The organism is Pseudoalteromonas luteoviolacea NCIMB 1944, from assembly GCF_001625565.1.
In the GTDB taxonomy this organism is placed as follows: Bacteria; Pseudomonadota; Gammaproteobacteria; order Enterobacterales; family Alteromonadaceae; genus Pseudoalteromonas; species Pseudoalteromonas luteoviolacea_F.
The window spans coordinates 59,999-83,266 of the sequence record NZ_AUXS01000050.1; the positions used below are offsets into that span (position 1 = coordinate 59,999).

Sequence of the window (23,268 nt, forward strand, 5' to 3'; positions counted from 1 at the left end):
ATGGATTATCAACAGTCATTATCCCGTGAATATGATCAGCAAATCGTCTGGGTAACCGGTGCAGGGCAAGGCATTGGATTGGCAGTCGCAGAACAATTTGCAGCCTTGGGAGCAAAAGTGATTGGCTTTGACCGCCAATTTACCGATACCAGCATGCTCTATAAGCACGTCGTGTGTGATTTATCACACCCTGAGCAACTCATGCCAGTACTGAACGAGCTGATCCAACATGGGCTTGCACCCTATAACCTAATCTACGTCGCCGGCGTATTGGAAATGGGGGAACTAGATACACTCGACCTCCAGCAGTGGCAACATTGCCACAACGTCAATGCGGCCAGCCTATTTGTATTTATTCAGCAGTGCGGTGCACACTTCAAGCAAGTTGGTCGCGGCAGCCTAGTAACGGTCGGCTCCAATGCAGCCAGTACACCACGTCAACAAATGGCCGCCTACTGCGCTTCTAAAGCTGCTGCAACGCAGCTTACGCTTACCGCAGGAATTGAGTGGGCAAATTACGGTATCCGCTGTAACGTCATCGCGCCCGGCTCTACTTTGACCCCGATGCAAACAGGCATGTGGCAAGATGATCAAGGTGCACAGCGCGTGATAGACGGATTTTCAGAGCAGTATAAATTGGGTATTCCGCTGAGAAAGATTGCCACTCCAGAAGAGATCGCCAGCAGTGTCGTATTTCTCGCCTCTAACTTATCTTCGCACACCACAATGCAAGTTCTCACCATTGATGGTGGCGCCACGTTTTGACCACACAAACCAAAGCCACCTCCCCTTAGCGGGTGGCTTTTATCTCCTCTTACTCGAGTCACGTCTCCTCTTTAATTTCACAACTGACTTTATTGCGCTGGATCCCCGCAAAGCGCCCACAAAAAAGCCCCACATGGGTGAGGCTTTGTGCTGCGAATATACATATTGCTCTGTGCCCATGTCAGCGCACAGATGCCATGTAATTAGAAGTTATAATTTAACTCTAGTGCATAGTTTCTTGGTGTACCTGGACGAACCGTGTAAAACGCCACTTTAGAGTCATATTCTTTATCAAATAAGTTGTGAATGTTTAGCTTCACACTTAAGTCATCATTAATCTCGTACTGCGCCGAGAAACCACCTAATACATGCGAGTCTACTGGTACGTATTCAGCATTACGCTCCCCAATAAAGCCTTCTCGCTCACCGGTATAAGTGAGGTAACCACCGATCCTGAAATCTTCGAAGTCATAGAAAGTGTTAAAACTCGCAATTTTGTCAGGTACAACACGTGAAACACGACCTGAAATATAATTTGGGTTTGTCATGTCAATGTCTGAAAATGATACCGCGGCATACCACTGCTCAGTCACATAGCCCGAAATTTCAACTTCATAGCCTTCAGACTCGATACCACTTTGCGCTTCATAGTAAATCAAAGATGTGTCTTCATGTTTACCCGCTTCTACTGGGTAGTTTTCCTGATCTATCTGGAAGTAAGCAATATCAACACTAAGCGAGTCATCTTGGTTTGAATATCTGAAGCCTAGCTCTTTGTTTTCACCAGATACCGGATCTAGTAACTTACCAGATTTATCATACGTTTGTCGCTGGTCAAAAATATCCGTGTAACTTGCGTACATCAAAAACTGTTCAGTAAATTTATATACACCGCCGTAGTATAAGCTGGTGTCTTTAAAATCAAATTCACTGGTAATATTGCGGTTTGTGCTGCTTGAAGTGATGTCTTTGTGGTTCGCACCTAACAACACATTCAAGTTATCTAATACCTGTAAGTTGAAGGCAACACGTGCACTTTGAGACTCGATGTTCGCTTCGCGCACAGCTGGAGCATCATAGTTAAATCCCGGGTTAGCCGGTTTTGCTTGCGGTGATTCACCGGTGTGTTCAGCGATTAAATTACCAGCAGGTCTTGCCAGCGGTCGGTAAGTTGTCTGATACTCGTCAAACTCGCTATTTGCCAGCGTAAAGTTAATACTGTGCTCACGACCTAAGAAGCTAAATTGACCATTCACGCCAATTTCTGCACGATCTGATTGATATTCTACGTGCTTTTCATTGGCAAATAGTGCGTAATCACCATTTGGTTCCACATGCCACCACAGGCCAGCGTAGACTTTATCATCATCTAGGTTCGAAGTGTGGAACCTTGCCACCACATTCCAATCATCATTAATTTGATAACGAGCTTCACCCAATAGGCTATCTTGCTGGGTATCTTGCGTTGCCCAATCTGGGTAGATATTTGCTTCAATGCCTATGTCTACACGCTCACCTGTTGTAAATTGATACGGTAGGCCGTCAGAAAGCGCGCCTTGGCCGTCATCTTGGTAACTGGCAAATAAAGACACCTGCAGTGCATCAGTGATATCTGCAGAAAACGTTGTATAGAACATGGTGCGATCGGTATTTGCACGGTCTACAAATGAATCCGCATCTTCTACCGCTGTAACGAAACGCGCTCGCATCGTACCGCTGTCATTGAGTGTGGTATTGAAGTCTGCTTCCGCGCGAAGTCTGTTCCACGAACCCACTTCCGCTGATACCGCGCCACCTGTGCCATTGTATGCACGTTTTTGCACTAGGTTTACGGTTCCTGAAGGCTGACCAACCTCTTGCAGCATACCCGTCGAACCACGGATCACTTCAACACTTTCAAACATGCTCGTGTCTAATAATGTGGTTTGGCTAGGACGGCCTGCTGCGCCCATACCGTCAATTAAGAAACGGTTCATTTCAAAGCCGCGAGAAAAAACAAAACGTTCGCGATTGCCTAGAGATGTCTCAGAGTAAACACCTGCGCTGTGTACTAGCGCTTCACCCGCTGAATTAACATCATGGAAATCCATGAATTCACTGTCGACGATAGAAATAGATTGTGGCGTATCACCAATCGCAAGCGGCAACCCTGTTGCGCCTACATCTCTATGGTGTTTACCTACCACCTCAATATGTTCCATATTTACTTTAGCATCGTCCGCTAAAACTACTGAAGAACTACTTGCAAGTAGTCCAATACACACCGCTTTTGCAATCGCAGAATATTGCTTCATACGCCGCTTGACTCCCTTATCCTAGTCGAGATAAAAATTCTGATTTACTCAAGGGCAGACGAAGCAATACTTTAAAAATTTAGCGTCTTAGTATCTTTTGCAGAGACAAAAATACCACTGTAAAAATAACTACAACAATATCAATAATTTACCCATAAAAAATATTTATGACTATATTCATATTACTGATATTTAACAGGTTTACGAAAGTTGATTTATACCAAATAACAAAATAAACAACGCCGCCATCGGCGCTAAATACTTTGCTGCTAGAATCATTTGAGATTTATAATCGCCAAGCATGGTGAAGTGAAAAGCGACGCCCGCGATTACCAAGATACTGAGTAACTCGGAGACGGTTAATACGCCATGAAAGTCAAAGCCAAACAGATCCAAGCTTAACCAAATGCCGCCACGCACTAACAAAAAGCCCACCACAAAGCCAAGGATCACCCCGAAGTTGATAACCCGCATTACAATACCCCTCCAACCGCAGCCAAAGTCAACAAGATCAATACGGGTGCTGTGCCTCGGTGATGGCCCATCATCACCACTAGGGGCAAACCAATGCTCACAGCGAACAACACTAAAAACACCGCAGCTATCAAGCCCATCTGAAAGTAATACAAAACGCTCAATGCGAGGATACTCGACAGCAGAATCTGTTTTGCCGAGATAACATTAAACAATCGGGCTAGACCCTCTACTTTGCCAAACGGCCAATATTTAGAATGGGCAAATAACGCAAACCCTATCAGGGTAAAACTAAGCAAGGCGATCATTTACTGGCTCCAATTCAATTGTGCGTTTTTTCACTTTGTCGGTCACTCTTACCACAACCGTTGCCATGCCAAAGCTCAAACCAGCAAGAGCGACAAAAGCAATGTGCACCGTGATAAGGTCCCGAGCGACAAAGCTATAGAGCTCATGGCCAAGCACCAATCGGATCACATCTATACACGGCAGCAATAAAAACAGCACACCGGCCCCTTGTAGTATCGCGTGGGCTGATTCTTTCACCTGTTTAAAGTAACAAGTCAGCAATCCACAACACAGCAAACCGCCAACCACTATCAATTGATTGGTCAGCATCGTCAAAGGCTCACCTTGACTGAATAACCGTGTACATACCAATAGCAATGCAACACTCAGCAGTGCACCGCACGTACTTGCCTCTAAACATGCGCGTTGCAGTTTAAACAGTGCCTGCCCTGCACGCTTTGGTTCTCGAATAGCTAGCCAGTATAAGTTGCCGATTAACATTGCGGCGATGGCCATCATAGACAAAACAAAATACAGTAGATGTGACGACTTGCCGAGTAAATGACCTTCGTGCAGCTGGATCATGATGTTGTATACATCATTAATCGGCTTGCGTTTTGGCTCATATAACAAGTTGCCATGCACATCATAAAATGCCGTGACAAACTCAAAACTACGGTCAGATTCACCTGAGACTCTCAATCGTTTCCAAGGTCTCGGATAAATATCAAATCGCGCGATACGCATTGTTGGGTAGGCTTGTTGAAAATCAGTGATCACTTGATTCAGCCGCTCAGCTGTTAACACCGCTTCCATATCATAATTCTCGGGCTTGCGCGGAAAACCAAGTTCCTCAAAATAGCTCTTGCCACTTTTATCTGCGTATTTGTGGTACACAGGCTCATTGATTTCGTACCCGACATTAAAGTAAGCGCTGCTCCAACCATACATCAGCATAAACAACAAAACACCCAGCCCCAGCAATACATGGCTGTCTTTGAATACATCACGAGACTTGCCTTTGGCACGATATTGGTGGAATTTTTTTACCAAATCTTTCCAACGGATCCAAATGCCGCTGATGGTCACCATCATCAATAAAATGCAAGCTATCGCGATGATATCTGTGCCAATATGCGTGGTAAAATTGATGTGCCAGAAGTACAGAAAATCAGATGCAGCCTGCTGTGCCGTATCTTGGCCAAATAATTGTTGTGTCTGATTGTTGTATAACAAGCGGTCATCGTGGCCGACATAGATTTGAAACAGGTGATTGTGATCAGGATCTGTCGTTAAGGTAATACGTTGATTAACAAAATCAGGAACTTTTTCTGTCAGATCTGTTACCGCAGTTTGCCAAGACATCGAGCGCTCTAATTGACTATCTTGTTGCCATGCAAACTGCCAATTGAGTAATTGACCGCGAAAAAATAACAGACTGCCACAAACGAAAACAATGGTAAGAATGCAGGCACTGACTGCGCCTAAAACTGAATGCTGTTTGGTTAATCTGGTCAGGATTTTTTTATCCATAAACTCCTTCCTGTTTATTTTGCGGCCACGCCCTAAAACAAAATAAAAAGCCGCCAAAAATGCACCACTTTGGCAACGACGAAAGAAGTTGAGAGAAATTTAAATAATTACGACAAACAACGGAAAATGGGGCGTTAGTTTCCCAACGCCCCTAAACAGATCGCTTTAGGCCTGACAGCGGCCCTAACTCAAACGTTACAGCTTCACAGCTTTTAGCAATTGCGCATGACTCACCACTTGCTGATGACTACATGCAAGTTTTTGCTCCGTGAAGGTCGCGCCATGTGCAGACAAATGAGCGCGATAAGAATCAATATCGCTATCTGAGCGCACTTCAGACCAAAGCACATGCGTAGTAAGCCCGGCTGGTAAACTTGGCAATGTACAGCCATTTTCACGCTGACTATTTAACCTTTCACTCATCGTAAATGTCTGGGCCAACTGCGCTGCATCTATCGCACTGTAAGGCATGGGCAGCTGCTCGCTGTGCGATTGCCAAAATGCACTTAGGTATCCTTTGAGTGTATCCGCATCCACAATAGACTCGGCCAATAAAGGTGTAAAGTGTGTCTCAACACGCTCAGACCAAGCTTTGCCCCCATTATCTACAACCAAGGTTAAAAACTCGGTGACTGCTTGCAGTTGAGTCAATGTACGTGGTTGCGCTGTCGGGATCCATGAATCCGCTAAGTACAACGTGTTCACTTGTGACGATGATTTTTCAAGAATGGCAGCCACCTTGGCCGCAAGCAAACCACCCATAGACCAACCAAGTAATTCAACAGGTTCAGCGCCAAACTGCGCGGTAATTTTATCCGCATAGCGCTTGGCAAGTTGATCAAAATCGGTCACTTCAAGATCCGCTTCGTTTGGCACCAATGCAAACAAATTCACCTGTTCATCTAGCTGTTGCGCCAGCTCACGATAGGCCAAAGTTAAGCCCAGTCCATCATGGAAACAGATCACCTGACGGTTGCCCGCTTTATGCTTATTGAGTACCGTAATCGCTTGCGCTTCACCACCGCTTAGCACCTCTGCCAATTGGGCTACACTAGGCGCTTGGAAGAGCGCGCCTAAGTCAAAATGTAACTCAGCATCTTCTCTGTCAGCCCAGCGCTTTACCAATTTAATTGCCGAAATTGAATGGCCACCCAACTGGAAGAAAGACACATTGCGACTCACTTTATCAAGCTCGAGCACTTCGCCAAACATTGCCGCCAAACGTGTTTCTAACGCGCCCTGCGGTGCTTCGTAAACAGTTGTCTGAGTTTCAAAAGAAGGCAGTGCTTTGCGATCTACCTTGCCATTACCTAGACGCGGCCACTGAGCCAGCACCATAAACGCCGATGGCACCATGGCTTCAGGCAAACTGTGCGACAATTGTATTTGTAGCGCCGCGGTCGCATCACTGTCTAACGCGCCCTCTGCATACTGATTGGCAACGATATAAGCATGTAAAGTTACCTGGGTATCGACCTTGTCTGCAATCACTAGGCAATGTTCAATACCATCGACCTGTTCAATGCTATTGGCCACTTCCCCTAACTCAATTCTAAATCCTCGGACTTTTACTTGATCGTCTTTTCGGCCTAGGATCATGATTGAATTGTCGGGCATATAACGTGCTAAATCGCCAGTTGCATAAACACGTTGGTTAAATTCCTCATGGCTTGAAAATGCTGTATGTGTTGGCTGACCAAGGTAACCTTCACTGAGTTGTGCACCGGCAATATACAGCTCGCCCACTTCACCATAACTACATAGCTGACCTGCGCTATTCAAAACATAGGTTTGCGTGCCTGCAAACACCTTGCTCAGTTTTGCCACACCACCGTCTCCAGCTTGATAACGATGACTCATAACCCCTATAGTCGCTTCGCTTGGTCCGTAGTGGTTGTATACTTCCACCTCAGGAGCCCATTGCTGTATCGAACGCAGGAAAGTATTGGGACAAGCCTCTCCCCCTAAGATGATTTTTTGTGGGAAATAAGGCAGTGCTTTCAAGTCACACAGCGCCTGCAAATGCGATGGAACAATTTTAATACAGTCGACTTGGTGCTGTTGTAAAAACGCACTGAATGCTGCGCTATCCATGCTTTGCTGCTCATTTGCGATACACAGCTTTTTACCTAAATACAGCGCATTAAATAGGCAGGTATAACCCAAATCAGCGGCCACAGTTGCCGTCAGTGCAAAGTTTTGCTGCTCAGCTAGACCTAGTGCCTCGCTAGAACCATAACAATAAGCACTCAACTGCTGCTGACCAATACACACACCTTTTGGGGTCCCTGTTGAGCCAGAGGTAAAGATGGTATAGGCCAGTTTATTTGCCACATCATCCAAGGTTGGCAATGCGACCTCTTTATTCACCTTAAGTGAGTCCAAGCGTATACCCTGCTCAGACGATGCGCTAATCACCACAGCATTGTCAAACTGCGCCAGTACTTTATCGATACGTGCTTGTGGCCAACTCGGGTCGAGGGGCACAAAGCCAAAGCCCGCGCGCATGCTCGCAAGCATTGCTACAATCAGGTCGGTGCTGCGTGGCAAAAGTAGCAATACTGGCTGCTCAAGCTGCGTTTGGCTTTGACATAAACCTTTTGCTACTGACTCAGCCTGTTGCCAAAGTTCTCCATAGCTAAGTGATCCGGTGTCATCTATCAGTGCAATTTCTTGGGGTTGAGACTTAGCAAAATCATGTACACGCTGCACAACCGTCTCTACTGAAGGTAGCGCCCCCAAGCCGTTGATCGCAAGCAATTGTGCTGAGTGAGCCTCACTCAGTATGCTGATTTGTGCACAGTTTTGATGGACATCACCCGAGGCGATAACACTGAGAACATGCTCAAGCTGCGCCAACAAACTCGCTACCGCCGCGGCAGAATAGCTATTTTGGCAGTAATTTAGCGTCAGCACACCATTGGCCGCAATGGCCATGTTTAAATCATGGCACAGGCTTGTTTGCCAATCAGGTTGATGTGCTTGCTGTGAAAATACATAGTCAGTGGCATGTCTCGCCGTTTTTAACTGCGCTTCTGAAATACTCAATGCATAGTGGCGATGATTTTCACATTGCTCGTTTAGCGCGGACAACCAACTTTCAAGAGATTGCTCTGGTTGATACTCAACAATCAAGGGCAACGCTTTTGCGTAGCGACCAATCGCCCCTTCAAATGCTTCATCTTCTTGGCGTGGATCGTAATGCAAAGCCGTTAAAAAACGCGGAGTTGTTGCCAAACGCGCCATCAACCACCACCAAGCATATTGTGCAATATGCTGACTTGATACGCCCAGTGTCGTCGCATAGTTACTGATACCCTGCCACACACTGCTATTAACCGCATACTGCACTGGCGTGTAGCTGCGCTGTGCTTCACTGACAGAGCCCATTGTATAAGGTAATTGAAGCGCAGACGGTAAATCACCAGCTAGGTAATTTTGCCAAAATGCCTGCCCCGCTAAACCTTCGTCCTCACTCTGCATTTCTTGTTGCCAAGCAACAAAGTCAGGGAATTGAAGCGCTTCTTCATCATCTGGTTGACCGTTGACAATCCCGGCAATGATCTCTAGTGAAGCTAAGTCCACCGCCCCAGCAAAGCCACGAAGTGCAATGAAATTCTGTTCGTTTGTTTGCACCAAAGTCAATTGTAAATTGCGACCACTCTGTGGTGCTATATCCACCGGAGACGACAGCGCCAACTGCGCTAGGCTTGGCACGCCTGCTTGGCGCCATTCAATGCTATCAACAACTATTTTTGCACTTTCGCTGGGCAGTGCTCTTAAGCCTTTAAAACCTGCTACTTGCTGATAATTAGACGCCAAACTAATATGTGATTGAATCAACGCCTCACAATGGCCTTGTATACTTTGCAAGCTCGCCGAGCAAGGCACCAGCAACTGGACAAGTGGGACTGTTTGCGCGGCATCAGCAGTGAAACACTGCTGATTCGCCGTCAGTACAACTCCTTGCTGATATTCTTCAATATAGTCAGCGATCATGCCAAACACTCCTGCTCCGCTTTGGCTTGCTCTGCGTTGGCTTCAGTAAGTTGCTGCTGAGATACCATATCCCCCATTGCAACCACGATTTTACGCGGCTCTTCATACGGATCACGTGCGTGGGCAGCGAGCATGTTGTCCAGCATCACTACGTCACCTTTTTGCCAGTCAAACCTCACCGCACAGCGCTCATAAGCTTCACCAATAATTGTCATTTCTTCGTAACTAATCGGCGTGCCATCACCAAAGAAAACGTTGCGCGGCAAATACTCATGACCAACCATCTCAATCAGATCACTGCGCACACTTTCTTCTAAACACGACTCATGGTGAAGTTGAACTTGATTGAAGAACGACTCCTCGCCGCTCAAATGGTGTTTGATCACCCCATGTGTTTTAGTACGGGTTTGCAAACCGCCATTGTCTAACCAGCGAAACTCGGTATTACTCGCCGTCAAGCGCGCCTCTACTTCCGCCTTGTCATCGGTTTTATAGAAGTCTTGCCAAGCGACATCGAGGTTTGGAATAAAGTTACGTACGTATAACAGCTCTTTTTCTTTGATTTTGGCTACCAGTGCTTCAGGCAGCTCTTTGAGCATACGACGACAATCTACAATCGGCGTGGCGCCACCCACTTTTGAAGGCAGTTCACAATAGAACCACTGTTTACGAGGCCACTTGCCTAAATGAGAACTTTCGTTGTGGTAAAGGATCATTTGACGCTCTGGGTACGGCGTCGACTTATAGGTCTTTTTACCGCCTTCTTTTTTCGGCAAATCACCATATTGACCATACAAGCCCGGTTGAATTGCGTCGGCGAAAGACTCAAACTCTTGCGGTGATTGCAAAGCAAAGTTCCTAAAAATTATCCCACCGTACTGCTGTAAATAGCCGTCAATCACATCACGGTTATTGCTTGCCCAATTAATTGGGTCAAGATCGGGGGACGTCGGCTCTACGAGAATTGGAAACTGTTCGGTCTCTGGTAAAAAATACGTTTTTATTGGTGCAGCAGGTGCCTTTGCACGTTTTTTAAGACCTTTTTTTAATCCTGAAAATGAATTTCCTCGGGCGGCTTTTTGCATAGTTTTAAATTCCTGAATCATTGGCGAAATTACATTGCGAACAGGCTGTTCGCTCATCTCTATGAGTTGCAACACGCATTGCTGCCAACGCCCCAACCATTGCTGCATAATCTCTGGGTTATAAAGCTGTTTTCTAAATACCCACTGGCATTGCAACTCATCCGCCTCAATGACGAAGAGCGCACTGTCAAATTTACTGCTGATCGCACTTAAACTATCCAAGGGTTCAAGGCTGATCTCAGTCATCGGCCACTGTTGTTGCGGCGTGTTTTGCATCACAAATAACTGTTGTACCAATGGCTGAATATTATTCACCCTCGGGGTGTCAATCAGCTCGGTCAGAGACTCCAAGCCCAGTGCTTGATGAGCCATAACCTGAAGCGAAACGCCCTGAGTTTGCTTAATAAAATCAATAACTAAAGATTCCTCATTCAACATACTACGCTGTGGCAAAACACGTACAAAAAAGCCAATTAAAGCTTCCAAAGCTGGGTTTTCACGACCGGCAAAGTCACTGCCGACAATCACATCAGGCTTGTCATTGATGGCGTGTAAGAATAAGAAATAACCAGATAACAACAACGCATTCAGGGATATGCGCTGCTCGCTCGCAAATGCTTTTAAGCGTTTGGTTTGATCTGCATCAAATGAACCAACCACCAATCCGCCTTCATTGTTTAATTGTACTGGGCGCGGGTAATGATTCGGTAATGCACTATTTGCCGGGGCATCGTCTAAGTGTTCGCGCCAATAATCGCGCAGCTGCTGTCCTGCTTCACCGCTTTGCAGCGCATGTTGCCACTGAGCATAATCTACATAATCGATATTCAATGGCTGCCAATGTGGTGATTGCTGGGTAACCAGTGCTTGGTAAGCTTTACCTAGATCACCAATCAACACTCCTGTCGACCAACCATCTGAAATGATGTGGTGCATACTGACCGAAAGCTGATACTCTCCGTCTTGCTGCTGCACCAGCATGGCACGTAATAGCGGCGCGGAGGCTAAATCAAATGCTTGATTTTCAAAGGCACGTTGCAACGACTGGCTTTGTACAATGCGCTGCTGCTGCGAGAGATCCGAGAGGTTGTGGCTGATAAGCGTAAATGCCGCATGCTCGTCCACAACCATGCTAGCTTCGCCCAATTGCTCAACAAAACGCATCCGCAATGAGGCATGTCTCGCTATTACTAACTCAAATGCACGTTGCAACAGGTCAATATTCAAAGCGCCACGTAATGTCACGGCCCCGGAAATATTAAAAGCATGTTTGTCCTGCTCTGCCACCATTTGGTCCGACAGCCACAAACTCATCTGCGCTGGGGCCAAATCATAATTTGATTGCGCAGAGACCTTAATAAGCTCTGGTAACTGCGTCTTAGAAGCTGTATTCAATAATACTGCGAGCGCCTCGACATTAGGCGCATCAAAAATATCTTTAACGGAGCAATTAAGTTGCAGTGCTTCACTGATACGACTGGCCAATTGCAACGCGACAATAGAATCTCCGCCAAGCGTGAAGAAATCATCACCGCGGCCTATGGGCGAATACTTAAGCACAGATTGCCAAATATCCGCGAGCTGTTGCTCTAGCTGACTAGCCGGGGCAACAAATTCGCCACGCTGATTGTCTTGTACTTTGGGTAACGCGTGACGGTCAATCTTTCCGGAATTGTTCAGGGGTAATGTGTCGAGCACTACAATTACACTGGGTACCATATAATTTGGTAAGCCTTGCAGTAGCAAAGACTGTAAAGCCGCGCCTTCCAAGTTATTACCAGCAACGTATGCCACCAAGCGAGTTCCTGTGGGTAACTCCTCGGCTATCACAACGGCTTCCTCAACACCTGACTGTTGATATAGGTGCGCTTCTATTTCACCCAACTCGATCCTGAATCCACGAATTTTCACCTGATGGTCGGTACGCCCTAAATATTCCAGCAGGCCTGATTGATTGTACTTGACCAAATCACCTGTGCGATAAAGTCGGCTGCCTTGCTGGCAAAATGGGTTGGCGACAAAACGCTCGGCACTCAGCTCTGGGCGATTTAAATATCCTCGGGCCAAGCCTTCTCCTGCAATATACAACTCACCTGCTACTTCATTTGGCACAGGGTTTAACGCATCATCTAAAACATAAAACTGCGTTGCGCGGACTGTATCACCGAGATGAATTTTCGCCTTTTCAACCCGTTGGCATGATGACCAAATGGTGGTCTCCGTTGGCCCGTACATGTTCCACAATGTCACTTGGTGTTCAAGCAGTGTTTGGGCAAGCTCGGCAGGCAAGGCTTCTCCACCGCACAGTCCTAACACAGGGCGCTTTAACAGGTTATCGGCCAGCAGCGCGCGCCACCCTGCAGGGGTTGCCTGAATGACAGAAACCTCATTTAAAATGGATTCATTCAATTCACTTTGTTGCTGTACAATACATACCTGTGCACCAGCGTACAACGGCAGGTGCAATTCAAGACCTGAAATATCAAATGACAATGAGGTAAGTGCCAAGACAGTGTCAGCGCTTTGTAGTGCAAACTTTTCCTGCATAGCAGCTAAAAAATTATCGAGATTGTGATGGCTGACTGCCACCCCTTTTGGTTTACCTGTTGAACCCGATGTGTATATCACATAGGCTAACTGGGCCGGGTGAATCTCCCTGCTCGGCGCACTATCCATCTGGCGATCAAGGGATAACTGGGTTATATCAATACCGCGGATATCGCCAGGTAAAAGCACCTCGGTGTTGTGCAGAACCCACTGAGTTTCACTGTGCTGTAAAATATAATCAATGCGCGATTGTGGGAGTTTGGGGTCCACTGGGACATAGGTGCCACCGGCACGCATCACCGCCAACATGGCAACCAACATGTCTAAGCCACGTTCAAACATCAATGCCACAGTTTGCTCAGCTTGCAACCCCTCAGCGAATAGAAAATTGGCCAGCTGAGCACTGCGCTTGTCAAGCGCCCCATAGCTCAGCTCGCGGCCTTGTACATCAGTCGCAGCAATGCGCTCAGGATGCGACGAAAACGCCTCGGTTAGAACAGATAGATAGCCACTTATTGGCGTAACCTGTTGCTTCGATGCCTGAGGTTGTTGCACTGCCAAAGATACGTTACCAAGGGCTTGCTCTGGGGCAGCAACCAGCTGTTTGGTCAACGTTAAGAAACTCTCTAACAGGCGTGTTAAGACCTCTTCATCATAGTGCTTTGGCTCCCCTTCAAATTGGATCAATAAGGTGTCTGCGAGCTCAACAACTTCGAGGGATAGCGGAAACTTAGCTTCAAACTGATCGACAACAATTGGCGTGAGTGGCAATGGCATCGGACCATCATTGCTGGGCTGATACTCAGAAAAGTTATACATGGCTTGAAAGTGACTTTGTTCGCCCGTTTGCTGCCAGTCTAACTCTCTCGCCAACCACTCGTAGGGGATCAATTGATGCTCAATTACAGCCAGCGTATGCTGCTGGACGGCGCGCGCAACATCAATCAGTGAGCGCGCAGGTTGCGCCTCATTTTTATACAGCTGAGTGTTAACAAAAAACCCGACTATGTCGCTAATATCTGGGTGATTCCTCGCTGCTGTAGGAACCCCTAATAAAAATTGCTGTGCATCACTAAAGCGCGACAAGACAACTTGATAAAGCGCCATGGTCAAGGATGACAGGGTTAAATTGTAGTGCTGGCACAGACTACGCAACCCTTGGGTCAATTGCGCTGATAGGTGTGTTTTTGCCAGACGCGCATAACGACTAGCTTCGCTACTATGCGCTTTGGGAACATTTAATTGCTGAGGTACAAAATCGACATAGTTGCGCCAATAATCACACGCTTGTTGACCCATTTCAGACTCAAGCGCATCGCGCTGCCACTGGGCGTAATCCAAATAACGCAGTCTCGTCGGTACAATTTGCTCGCCAAAATAAGCACGCGCTAAATCACGTAAAATAAGATTTGCCGACCATCCATCACTGGCAATATGGTGGTTATCTAGGAGTAAAATTCCCCCTTTACCATAATCAATCCATGCAGCACGAAACAAAGGGGCAACGGATAAATCAAATGGTTTGGCAAACCAGCCAGTCACCACTTCTGACGATAATACTTCAATTGCAGGCCAGTCCTGCTGCGACTCAGGTAGGGCCAATTGTGACAAAGGCACTTGCGCATTATCAACTAGGTGCTGTATCGGTGTATTGTCATCACTAAAGCGTGTCGCAAGTGCCTGATGGCTATTTACCAGGGTGTTTAATGCCTGTTGCAGCTTTGCTAAATCTAACGCAGTTTCAATGTAGTAAGCACGAGGTACGTTATACGAAATGGACTCTGGGGTCAGCTGTTGTTGCAACCACAGTCGCTGCTGCTGAAAGGATAAACTACCGAAATTATCTGAATGACGGGGGATCTCAGTGTGTGTTTCTGGTTGCTCAGCAAACAGCTCACCAAGCAGATCTAAGTCTAATTCATCGGCCAGTGCGTCAAGAATATCGTCGTTGTTCATGTGTATCTCTAAAAAAGGGAAAAGGGAGTCACTGACTCCCTAATGTAAAGATTGATTTGATTAGGCGATTAGCTACCTAAACCCAGCTTTTGTTGCAGCGCCTCGCGCTGCTCAGGCGAGAGCGTGGCCAGTTTTAACTGTGTCATGGCAATTTTTTCTAACTTTTGTGCATCTGGATGTTTTGCACTCAGTGCTGTTGCCAACTTCATGATGGTGGCATTGTCAAAAATAATGCCGGGTTCAACATCCATCAGCAGCTGCTTTTTAATTCTGGTCACCCACTTAATGGCCGCCAATGAGTGGCCACCTAGATCGAAGAAACTGGTATCACAGCTGACTTTGTCAACTTCTAAAATGTCTGCCAAAGAGTCTGCGAGCCACTTTTCAAGCTGTGAGCTCGGCGCGACATAGGCCACATTTTGCAACTCATTGGCTTTTGGCAACTTGGCGCGATCAACTTTGCCATTGGCCAGCAGTGGTAATTGCTCTAGCGCAACAAAAAACTGTGGCACCATGGCTTCGGCAAGGTGATCTCGTAAATGTGTTTGCAAATACTGGTTCACATCGCCATCTAACAGCCCTGATACTGTCGCACCTTGATATTCAAAACCAGTTAAGTAAGCCACTAATGCCGTTTGACCGCCGAGGTTTTGTGCCATCACATAACAGCCTACGGACTCAAAACAGCGGCTCACACTGGCGGCCACTTCATTAGGCTCTACACGGAAGCCGCGAATTTGTACTTGATCGTCTTTTCGGCCAGACAAACTAATCGTGCCGTCAGGCATATAGCGCGCGACATCTCCTGTAGGGTAAAGTCTCGATGCCCACGGGCTTTTAGTCACAAACCCATCGTTTTCATCTTTGCCTAAATAACCCCGCGCCAGTTGTGTGCCCGCAATGTGTAGCTCGCCTTGCTCACCTACAGCACACAATGAGCCGTACTCATTGAGAATATAAATAGACGTGCCAGCAAAGACGTGACTTAATTTGGCAACTGTGCCCGCGAAACTCGATAGGTCATGATATTGATGAGACAACACACCCACAGTCGTTTCAGTTGGGCCGTAGTGATTAAATACTTCCGTATTCGGACTTAAACGATGGATTTTTTGCAGCAATGTTGGCGCACTGGCTTCACCACCTAGGATCAGCTTATTTGGTAGTACTTTTGGCTCGCTCTCTAATAGTGCTTGTAGGTGTGAAGGGACGATTTTCACCACCTCTACTTGCTGTGCATTGACAAACTGCGCAAACGCTTGTCCTTCTAACACCGCCTGTTCAGGCGCAACCACAAGAGTGCCTCCATTGTAGAAAGCATTAAATAAACATGTGTTACCAATATCTGCGGCTACCGTTGAGGTTAAACCATAGCGCTGCTGTCCAAGCTTGAGTGCTTCACTTGAACCAAAACAGTAGTGGGCTAATTGTGCATGTTCAATCACCACCCCTTTTGGTGTGCCGGTAGACCCGGATGTGAATAACACATACGCCGCTTGTTGTGCATTTGGCAGCGCTATTGCTTCTGGTGCTTGAGACTGTGTCGCTTCGGTTAACACTTGTGCCAATCCAATGGTGTCTTGAGAGCCTTCAATGGCGATGTGACGTGTTGCTCCCGCGGCAGCCATAATCTGCTGTTGTCGGGTTATCGGCCAAACTGGGTCGACTGGGCAATAAGCTGCACCAAGACGTTGAATCGCCAATATCACCAGTACTTGCTCAAAACTGCGTGGTAGAGCCACAGTGACAATATCATTGCTAGCCACCCCTTTATCTTGCAGGACGTTGGCAATGCTGAGCAAACGCGCCTCCAACGAGCTGTAATCGAGGCTTTGTTGACCATCACTCAGCGCCAACTGCGTTGGCTGAGTCGCGGCAAAGTGTGCGATTTTATCAAATAGTAGCGGTACTTGTGCAACAGCTCGGTTCAACCCCAGATGGCGCTGCTGCTCTTGCTCTGTGGCAATGTTTATTTCGCCCACTACAGTGTTCAACTGAGTAGTTAACTGTGCTAAGAGTTGTTGGTATTGCGCCAGCAATGTTTGCGCCGCTGCGTCACTATATGCTTGACTGTCATAACGCAGTGTCAAACGTGCGCCCGTGTCTTGTAGCACACAATTTAAGTGCAATTCACTGCTGTCATCCAAGCGCAATAACTGTCCGTGAGACTCACCGTGCCACACTTGCATCACACAACTTGGAGACCAGTTGAGCTCATATTTTTCCGTGCCTTGATATGCCTCAGCCCATTCAAGGTGCTGCTCACACTGGAAAGCAAACTGGCTAAACCACGTACTCAGTGATTGCGCTGGATCCACTTCAACGGCAATTGGTAAATGTAATTGGTACACACCAAGCGCGCCCTCAAGCTCTTCGCTCATCTGCCTTGGGTCGTAACCAAGTGCCGCACTAAATCCGCTGTTTTTACTGATCCGAGCAAGCAACAGCCACCAAGTTGCGTGCAAAATAACTTCACTATCTAGTTCAAGCTGCTCGGCCAGACTGTCAATGTTTTGCAATACTGCGTCGCTCAACTCAACGCTATGACTTTGTTGTGTGCGCAAATCTGTGGTCGAAGGAGCTTTGTGATAAGGCAATTGAAAACGGTTGTCTAGCGGCTGTAGTTTGGCACTGAATTGCTGCCAATACGCAGCACCTTGCGCAGCTTCTGGGGCTTCATTCACCTCTTCAAGCCAAGCTAAAAAATCAGGGTATTGTATCGCTTCAGCCTCATTATTCTCGCCGTTAAGTAATTGACCAATATAGTCATAAACGCTGGCGATATCTAACGCTAAGGCATTGGCATGGATCAGAATATAGGCCTGCTGCTGACAGACAAAACGACTAATTTGAATGTTTTGTCCATGCGTTGTGTCCAAGCTAATAGGGATTAACTTAGCCTGTTCTGTTGCCACCAAATCTGCTTGGCTTGTGACATCTTCACAAACCAACTTATGTTGTGCCGTGGGTACTTGGCGGGTACCTCTAAAACCTTCAACTTGAGTAAACGCGAACTGCAATATGAGCTGCTGCTGAGCAATCGCCTCGGCGCGCTGTCTCAGCTCAACCTCTGTCAGGTTTTGTTCGATTGGTACCAAAACACTGTGCACGGCAACGGCGGCACTCTCGTGCTTTGATAGATGTTGTTTTTGTTGAACACTCAGGCCAAGGCCCTGCGGATACGCATCGATATATTCTTGGATCATGCCAAATGTCTCTTGCAGTAAATTTAGAGCCATTTGGCACACTGGGTTGTCTCCAAATAGCCCATTATGAAATAACCAATAATGTGCCTTTCCCTGAAGGTTTGGTGCTATGAACAATCACGTACAAGACGTCCTGTATAATGCATTAAATGAGGCGATTTTGCCCGCAACCTAGGGATGTGTCTTAATGACGAGCAAAGCCCTATTTTTTTTAAGGAAAACCCGCAAGTTTCTGTGAATACTCAGCAATGGCAGTATTTTGTTGATCAAAATCAAAGCCCGCTAAAAAACAAAAGCCAAGCGGATTAAACCTGCTTGGCTTTTGACTGGGAGGAAAATGGTAAATGGCTATTTTTTCAATTTACCGAATTTCGCCATTTTGCGTTTTTTCATCGCCCCGCTACGTTTTGGCTTTGGCAGCAATTGCTCCGGCTGTGATACCAGTGTTGCTAACAACCCTAACCAATCAGTGATCATCCCTTGCATTTTATCTTTGAGATATAAATCACGTTTAAATACCAAGTTGCCATTTAAACCCTGATCCGTTGTCTCAATAAAGATCGCGGAGTCAAACTTACTGGTCACGCCTTCGCTTGGGATCTCACTGATCTCAACCCCCTCAACAGGCCAGCGCGGTTGCGGTGTATTTTGCATCACAAATAACTGCTGGAATATTGGCGATACACCGCTTTGACGAGGTACATCGGCCACTTGGGCAATATTCTCAAGCGTCAGTAATTGGTGATCTTGTACCGCCAACAATTGTTGCTGCACTTGCTTAGCTAGACTGATGAAACTGTCGTCAGCTTTTAAGCTAATGCGCACCGGTAAAACCTTAATAAAGAAGCCAATCAGTGGTTCCAGCGCAGCATCTTCACGGCCCGCTAAGTCAGTTCCTACCACGAGATCTTGTTGGCCCGTTTGCTGGCTTAAAAACGTCATATAACTGGCTTTCAATAACGCAAACAGTGACAACTGGTGCACTTCACTGAGGGCTTGTAATTGCGCGCTCAATTCAGGGGCGATATTGAATAACACCTGATCGCCTTGGCTGCTCGGTTTGTCTGGACGCGGTAAATGCAGAGGTAAATTGCTCACCGGTGGCGCGGCTTTGAGCTGTTGTTGCCAAAACGCTTTGTTCTGTGCACCTTCTTCTGTCGCCAAGCGGGTATTTTGCCAGCTTGCGTAATCAGCATATTGCACCTCCAGTGGGGCTAGCTCGGCAACTAAGCGACTGTCGCCGAGTTGCTCTGCGTAAAACACCCCGAGTTCTTGAACCAAGTTTGCAATCGACCACCCATCACTGATGATATGGTGCATGCTCACCAGCAACTGGTAGCGCTGCTCTGCCAGTTGCAATACTTTGGCACGCATCAGCGGCGCTGTGCTTAAATCAAAGCTTTGCTGTTCAAACTCACTGCGTAACTGTTGTGCCGACAGCTCACTGTCAACCTGCTCGACAGCCAATCTAAAGTCTAAGCGTTCCAACACTGTTACACGCGGCTCTCCGTCTACATCAACAAACTGCGAGCGCAATATTTCATGACGCACAGCCAAAGCATTGAACGCCTGTTCAAGAGCCCCCACATCCAGCGCGCCGCTTAAGGCCACCGCACCAGCAATATTGTATGCAGCCTTGTCAGCCTCACTGCTCAACCTGTCTGTCAGCCATAAGCTCTGCTGAGCTGGTGACACCGGCATCTGCTCAGCACGCGATGCTGGCGCTAAAGCGATGCGCTTAACGAGCTGCTTGGACGCTAACACACACTGTGCCAAGGCCGCTAGATCTTGGCTGTTGAAGATATCTTTCACCTCAATGCCATAGTCTCCGAGTTCATTGATCCGCGGCACTAAACGCAGCGCCGTGATCGAATCCCCACCAAGAGCAAAGAAGTTGTCGTGACGGCTCACTTTTTCCACCTTCAACAAAGTCTGCCACACCTTTGCAATATGCTGTTCAAGGCCACTTTGTGGTGCAACAAATTCACCTTGATGTTGCTCCACGCTGATCTGAGGCAAGTTCTTACGATCGACTTTGCCATTTTGGTTAAGGGGGAACTGCACCATGATTTCAATGGCTTGCGGTATCATATAGTCAGGTAATGTATCGCGAAGCTGCGCTTGCAACTCACTCGCTGTACGACTTTGCGTTGCAGCATAAGCAACCAGTACCGGCTGCTCAGCGGCGTTTTGCACCATCACTATGGCTTGCTCTACGCCGTCCACTGCACTAAGTTGTGCCTCAATTTCACCCAGTTCAATACGGTGGCCGCGAATTTTCACCTGATCATCCACTCGACCCAAGTATTGCAACTGATTATTTTCATCCCAACGCACTAAATCACCTGTGCGATAAAGTCGTCCGCCCTGTTCGCTAAACGGGTCAGCAATAAAACGTTCTGCCGTTAATTCTGGCTGGTCAATATAACCTTCCGCCAAACAACTACCGCCAATATACAGCTCACCGATAGCGCCTTTTGGCAATAAATTCAAGGCACTATCTAACACATACACCTGACGATTGCCCACTGGCTGGCCAATTGGCACATAGCGGCTATCGACGTGAGATTGGCTATCCCCAATCCAAAGCGTTGGAGTGACCACCGCTTCTGTTGGGCCATAAGCATTAACAAACTGTGCCTGCACCAAGCTGTTTTGGGCAAGTTTGAAATCACCTTGATGCCAACCTTCACCACCGACGATACACAAGCGCACTGACTGAAGTGCCGATACATGACGCAAATACGCAGGTGGCAAATCAACCACTGTGACAGTCTCTTTGGCAACGTAGTCAACCAATGTATCTGGACTCATCGATTTTGCATCTACCACACTTAATTGCGCACCATAGAGTAACGGCATCAACAGTTGCTCAAGTGCGGCATCAAAGCCCATTGACGCAAATAACAAGGCGTGATCTTGAGGCTGATAAGCATAGTATTGCTGCATCGCATAACAATGATCTGCGAGTGCTTGATGAGAGACAGCCACCCCCTTTGGTAAACCCGTTGAACCCGAGGTGAAGATCATATATGCCACCTGCTGAGGCTGCACGCAGCATGGTAATGGTGTTGCCGGATAAGCACTTAATTTGGCATCGTCAATAGTATCAATAGTGATGTTATCAAAAGAGGTTGTCGTGTCGTCACTGAGCATCAAATTCGCGTTACTTTGCTGTGCTATGTACTGCTGACGTTCAGCTGGCAAACTCGGGTCTATCGGCACATAGATTGCACCAGCTTTAAATACCGCTAGCGCAGCTATCACCATCTCAATACCACGGGCAAAGCGTACTGCCACCACTTTTTGTGCCTGTGAAGACAATACCTCATTAAGGTAGTGAGACAATTGATCACTTTTATCTGCAACTTGCTGGTAGTTAAGCGCAGTATCGGCGAACTTCACCGCAGGTAGTGCTTTATGTTGCTTGGCAATTTCATGCAATTGCTCTATCACCAATGGCGTACTAGCATGCGCTTGGCCTTTTGCTAATGCATGTAACTGCGCTTGTTGTTCATCAGGGATCAGTGACAGCTGCGCAACTTGCATGTCGCGGTCATTAACTATCGCTGCCAATACGCTTCTCAGTGCAAAAGCCAATTCACTGCGGCGGCTTTGGCTGAATCGTTCCTTGGCAAATTCAAACTCAACATTGCTCAAGCCATCGCTATTTTCATAGCAATTCAATACCAACTCAAATTGTGCTTCACTGGCATTGACGGTCACCGGGCTCATCTCTAGCTGAGGTAAATTAAATAAGGCATCGCCATCCATACGCTGGTGATTGATCATGACTTGGAACAACGGCTGCTGAAGATCTCTGTCTAAATCTAGACTATCCAATAGCTGCTCAAATGGTAAATCCTGATGTGCCTGGGCCCCTTGCAACTGGGTTTTCACCTGCTTCAAAGCATCACTTAATGGCACATCACCAGCCAGCTCTGTGGTGATCACTTGCGTATTGACAAAAAAGCCAACCAGAGACTCTGTACCCACATTATGGCGATTGGCTATTGGCATCCCAACACGCACTGAAGATTGACCGCTGTAACGGTGCAGCAGTACTTTTAGTGCCAACATCAAGATACTGAATAAGCTGGTATTATTGGCTTTAGCATAGGCGAGGAGCGCCTGCTTTAAGGTGTCATCTAATTGCACCTGCTCGGTAACTGCCTGATAAGTGTCTTGTTGTGACTCTAAATCACTGGGCAGGCGCAGTGGCGATAAATCATCTCCAAGGGCATTGTGCCAATACGCCAATTGCTGCGCCTTGATATCTTCACTGAACCAATCTCGTTGCCACTTTGCATAATCGCTGTAACGTAGTCCTTGATCGGATACCGACAATGGCTGATCCATTACCGCACCTTGGTAAGCTTTAGCAAAATCATTAATGATCAGCTGCAATGACCATGCATCGGAAATGATGTGATGCATGACCACCACCAATTCATGGCGACCTTCGCTATGCTTAATAAGGGCGACACGGAATAAGTCACCTTGTGTTAAGACAAAAGGTTCAGCCACAAATGCATCACGCCAGGTTGTGTCGTCTGAAGTCTGTGAAGCATCAAAATAACGGTACTTGCATTGACCCATAGGTGCAATGTGCTGTGTCACTTGTGCATCTGCATCTTCACTGTAAATGGTTCGCAGCGCCGCATGATTATTGTGCACGTAATCAAGTGCAGACTGCAGGGCATGTAGATGCAATTGGCCTTCGAGGATCATCGCGCCTTTAATATGATAGGCGCTGCTTTGCGGTGCTAATTTCCACAAAAACCATTGACGCTGCTCAGCAAATGACAAGCCCGAATAGATATCCGATTGACGTACCAGTGGTAATTTTTCACAGCCTTCATGGCTATCAATCAGCGTCGCAAGCTCTCCAAGGTTTGCGGTCCTAAATAGCGCCGGGATCTCAATATTCAGGCCAGCTTTATGTGCTTGACTGATCACACTCAGTGCCTTGATTGAATCGCCACCAAGCGCAAAGAAGTTATCACCACGACCTACTTGCTCTACATCCAACACAGACTGCCAAATGCTCGCGAGGCTGATCTCAGTCTCTGTTGTGGGTATTTCAAATGCTTTGGCCGTCTGCCACTGTGGTTTAGGTAG

Annotated in this window: 9 protein-coding genes; 1 reads left to right on the forward strand and 8 read right to left on the reverse strand. The window is 47.1% G+C overall.

Annotated elements, in window-relative coordinates:
* A complete protein-coding gene (dhbA, locus tag N483_RS19045; RefSeq protein WP_023400628.1) occupies nucleotides 1–765 on the forward strand; it encodes a 2,3-dihydro-2,3-dihydroxybenzoate dehydrogenase in 765 nt (254 codons plus the stop codon).
* Between the two features lie 203 nt (nucleotides 766–968).
* Here dhbA and N483_RS19050 read toward each other — a convergent pair whose 3' ends face one another.
* From N483_RS19050 to N483_RS19085, 8 genes are all read right to left on the reverse strand, one after another.
* Nucleotides 969–3,059: a TonB-dependent siderophore receptor gene (locus N483_RS19050; RefSeq protein ID WP_023400629.1), complete on the reverse strand. Its 2,091-nt coding sequence runs from the start codon at nucleotides 3,057–3,059 to the stop codon at nucleotides 969–971.
* Between the two features lie 201 nt (nucleotides 3,060–3,260).
* Entirely contained in the window at nucleotides 3,261–3,533 is a 273-nt protein-coding gene (locus tag N483_RS19055; RefSeq protein WP_023400630.1) for a hypothetical protein, read from the reverse strand.
* On the reverse strand, nucleotides 3,533–3,841 hold the full coding sequence (locus N483_RS19060; RefSeq protein ID WP_023400631.1) for a hypothetical protein: 309 nt from the start codon (nucleotides 3,839–3,841) through the stop codon (nucleotides 3,533–3,535). The genes N483_RS19055 and N483_RS19060 overlap by 1 nt, the downstream gene beginning before the upstream one ends.
* Nucleotides 3,825–5,354: a PepSY-associated TM helix domain-containing protein gene (locus N483_RS19065; protein ID WP_023400632.1), complete on the reverse strand. Its 1,530-nt coding sequence runs from the start codon at nucleotides 5,352–5,354 to the stop codon at nucleotides 3,825–3,827. Before N483_RS19065 ends, N483_RS19060 begins: the two co-directional genes overlap by 17 nt.
* 195 nt (nucleotides 5,355–5,549) lie before the next feature.
* Nucleotides 5,550–9,353, reverse strand: a complete 3,804-nt coding sequence (locus tag N483_RS19070) for a non-ribosomal peptide synthetase (RefSeq protein WP_023400633.1) — start codon at nucleotides 9,351–9,353, stop codon at nucleotides 5,550–5,552.
* Nucleotides 9,350–14,941: a non-ribosomal peptide synthetase gene (locus N483_RS19075; protein WP_023400634.1), complete on the reverse strand. Its 5,592-nt coding sequence runs from the start codon at nucleotides 14,939–14,941 to the stop codon at nucleotides 9,350–9,352. The genes N483_RS19070 and N483_RS19075 overlap by 4 nt, the downstream gene beginning before the upstream one ends.
* Nucleotides 14,942–15,009: 68 nt before the next feature.
* On the reverse strand, nucleotides 15,010–18,180 hold the full coding sequence (locus N483_RS19080) for a non-ribosomal peptide synthetase (protein ID WP_231105482.1): 3,171 nt from the start codon (nucleotides 18,178–18,180) through the stop codon (nucleotides 15,010–15,012).
* A gap of 315 nt (nucleotides 18,181–18,495) precedes the next feature.
* A partial coding sequence (locus N483_RS19085; RefSeq protein ID WP_155735420.1) for a non-ribosomal peptide synthetase occupies nucleotides 18,496–23,268 on the reverse strand: 4,773 nt, incomplete at its 5' end.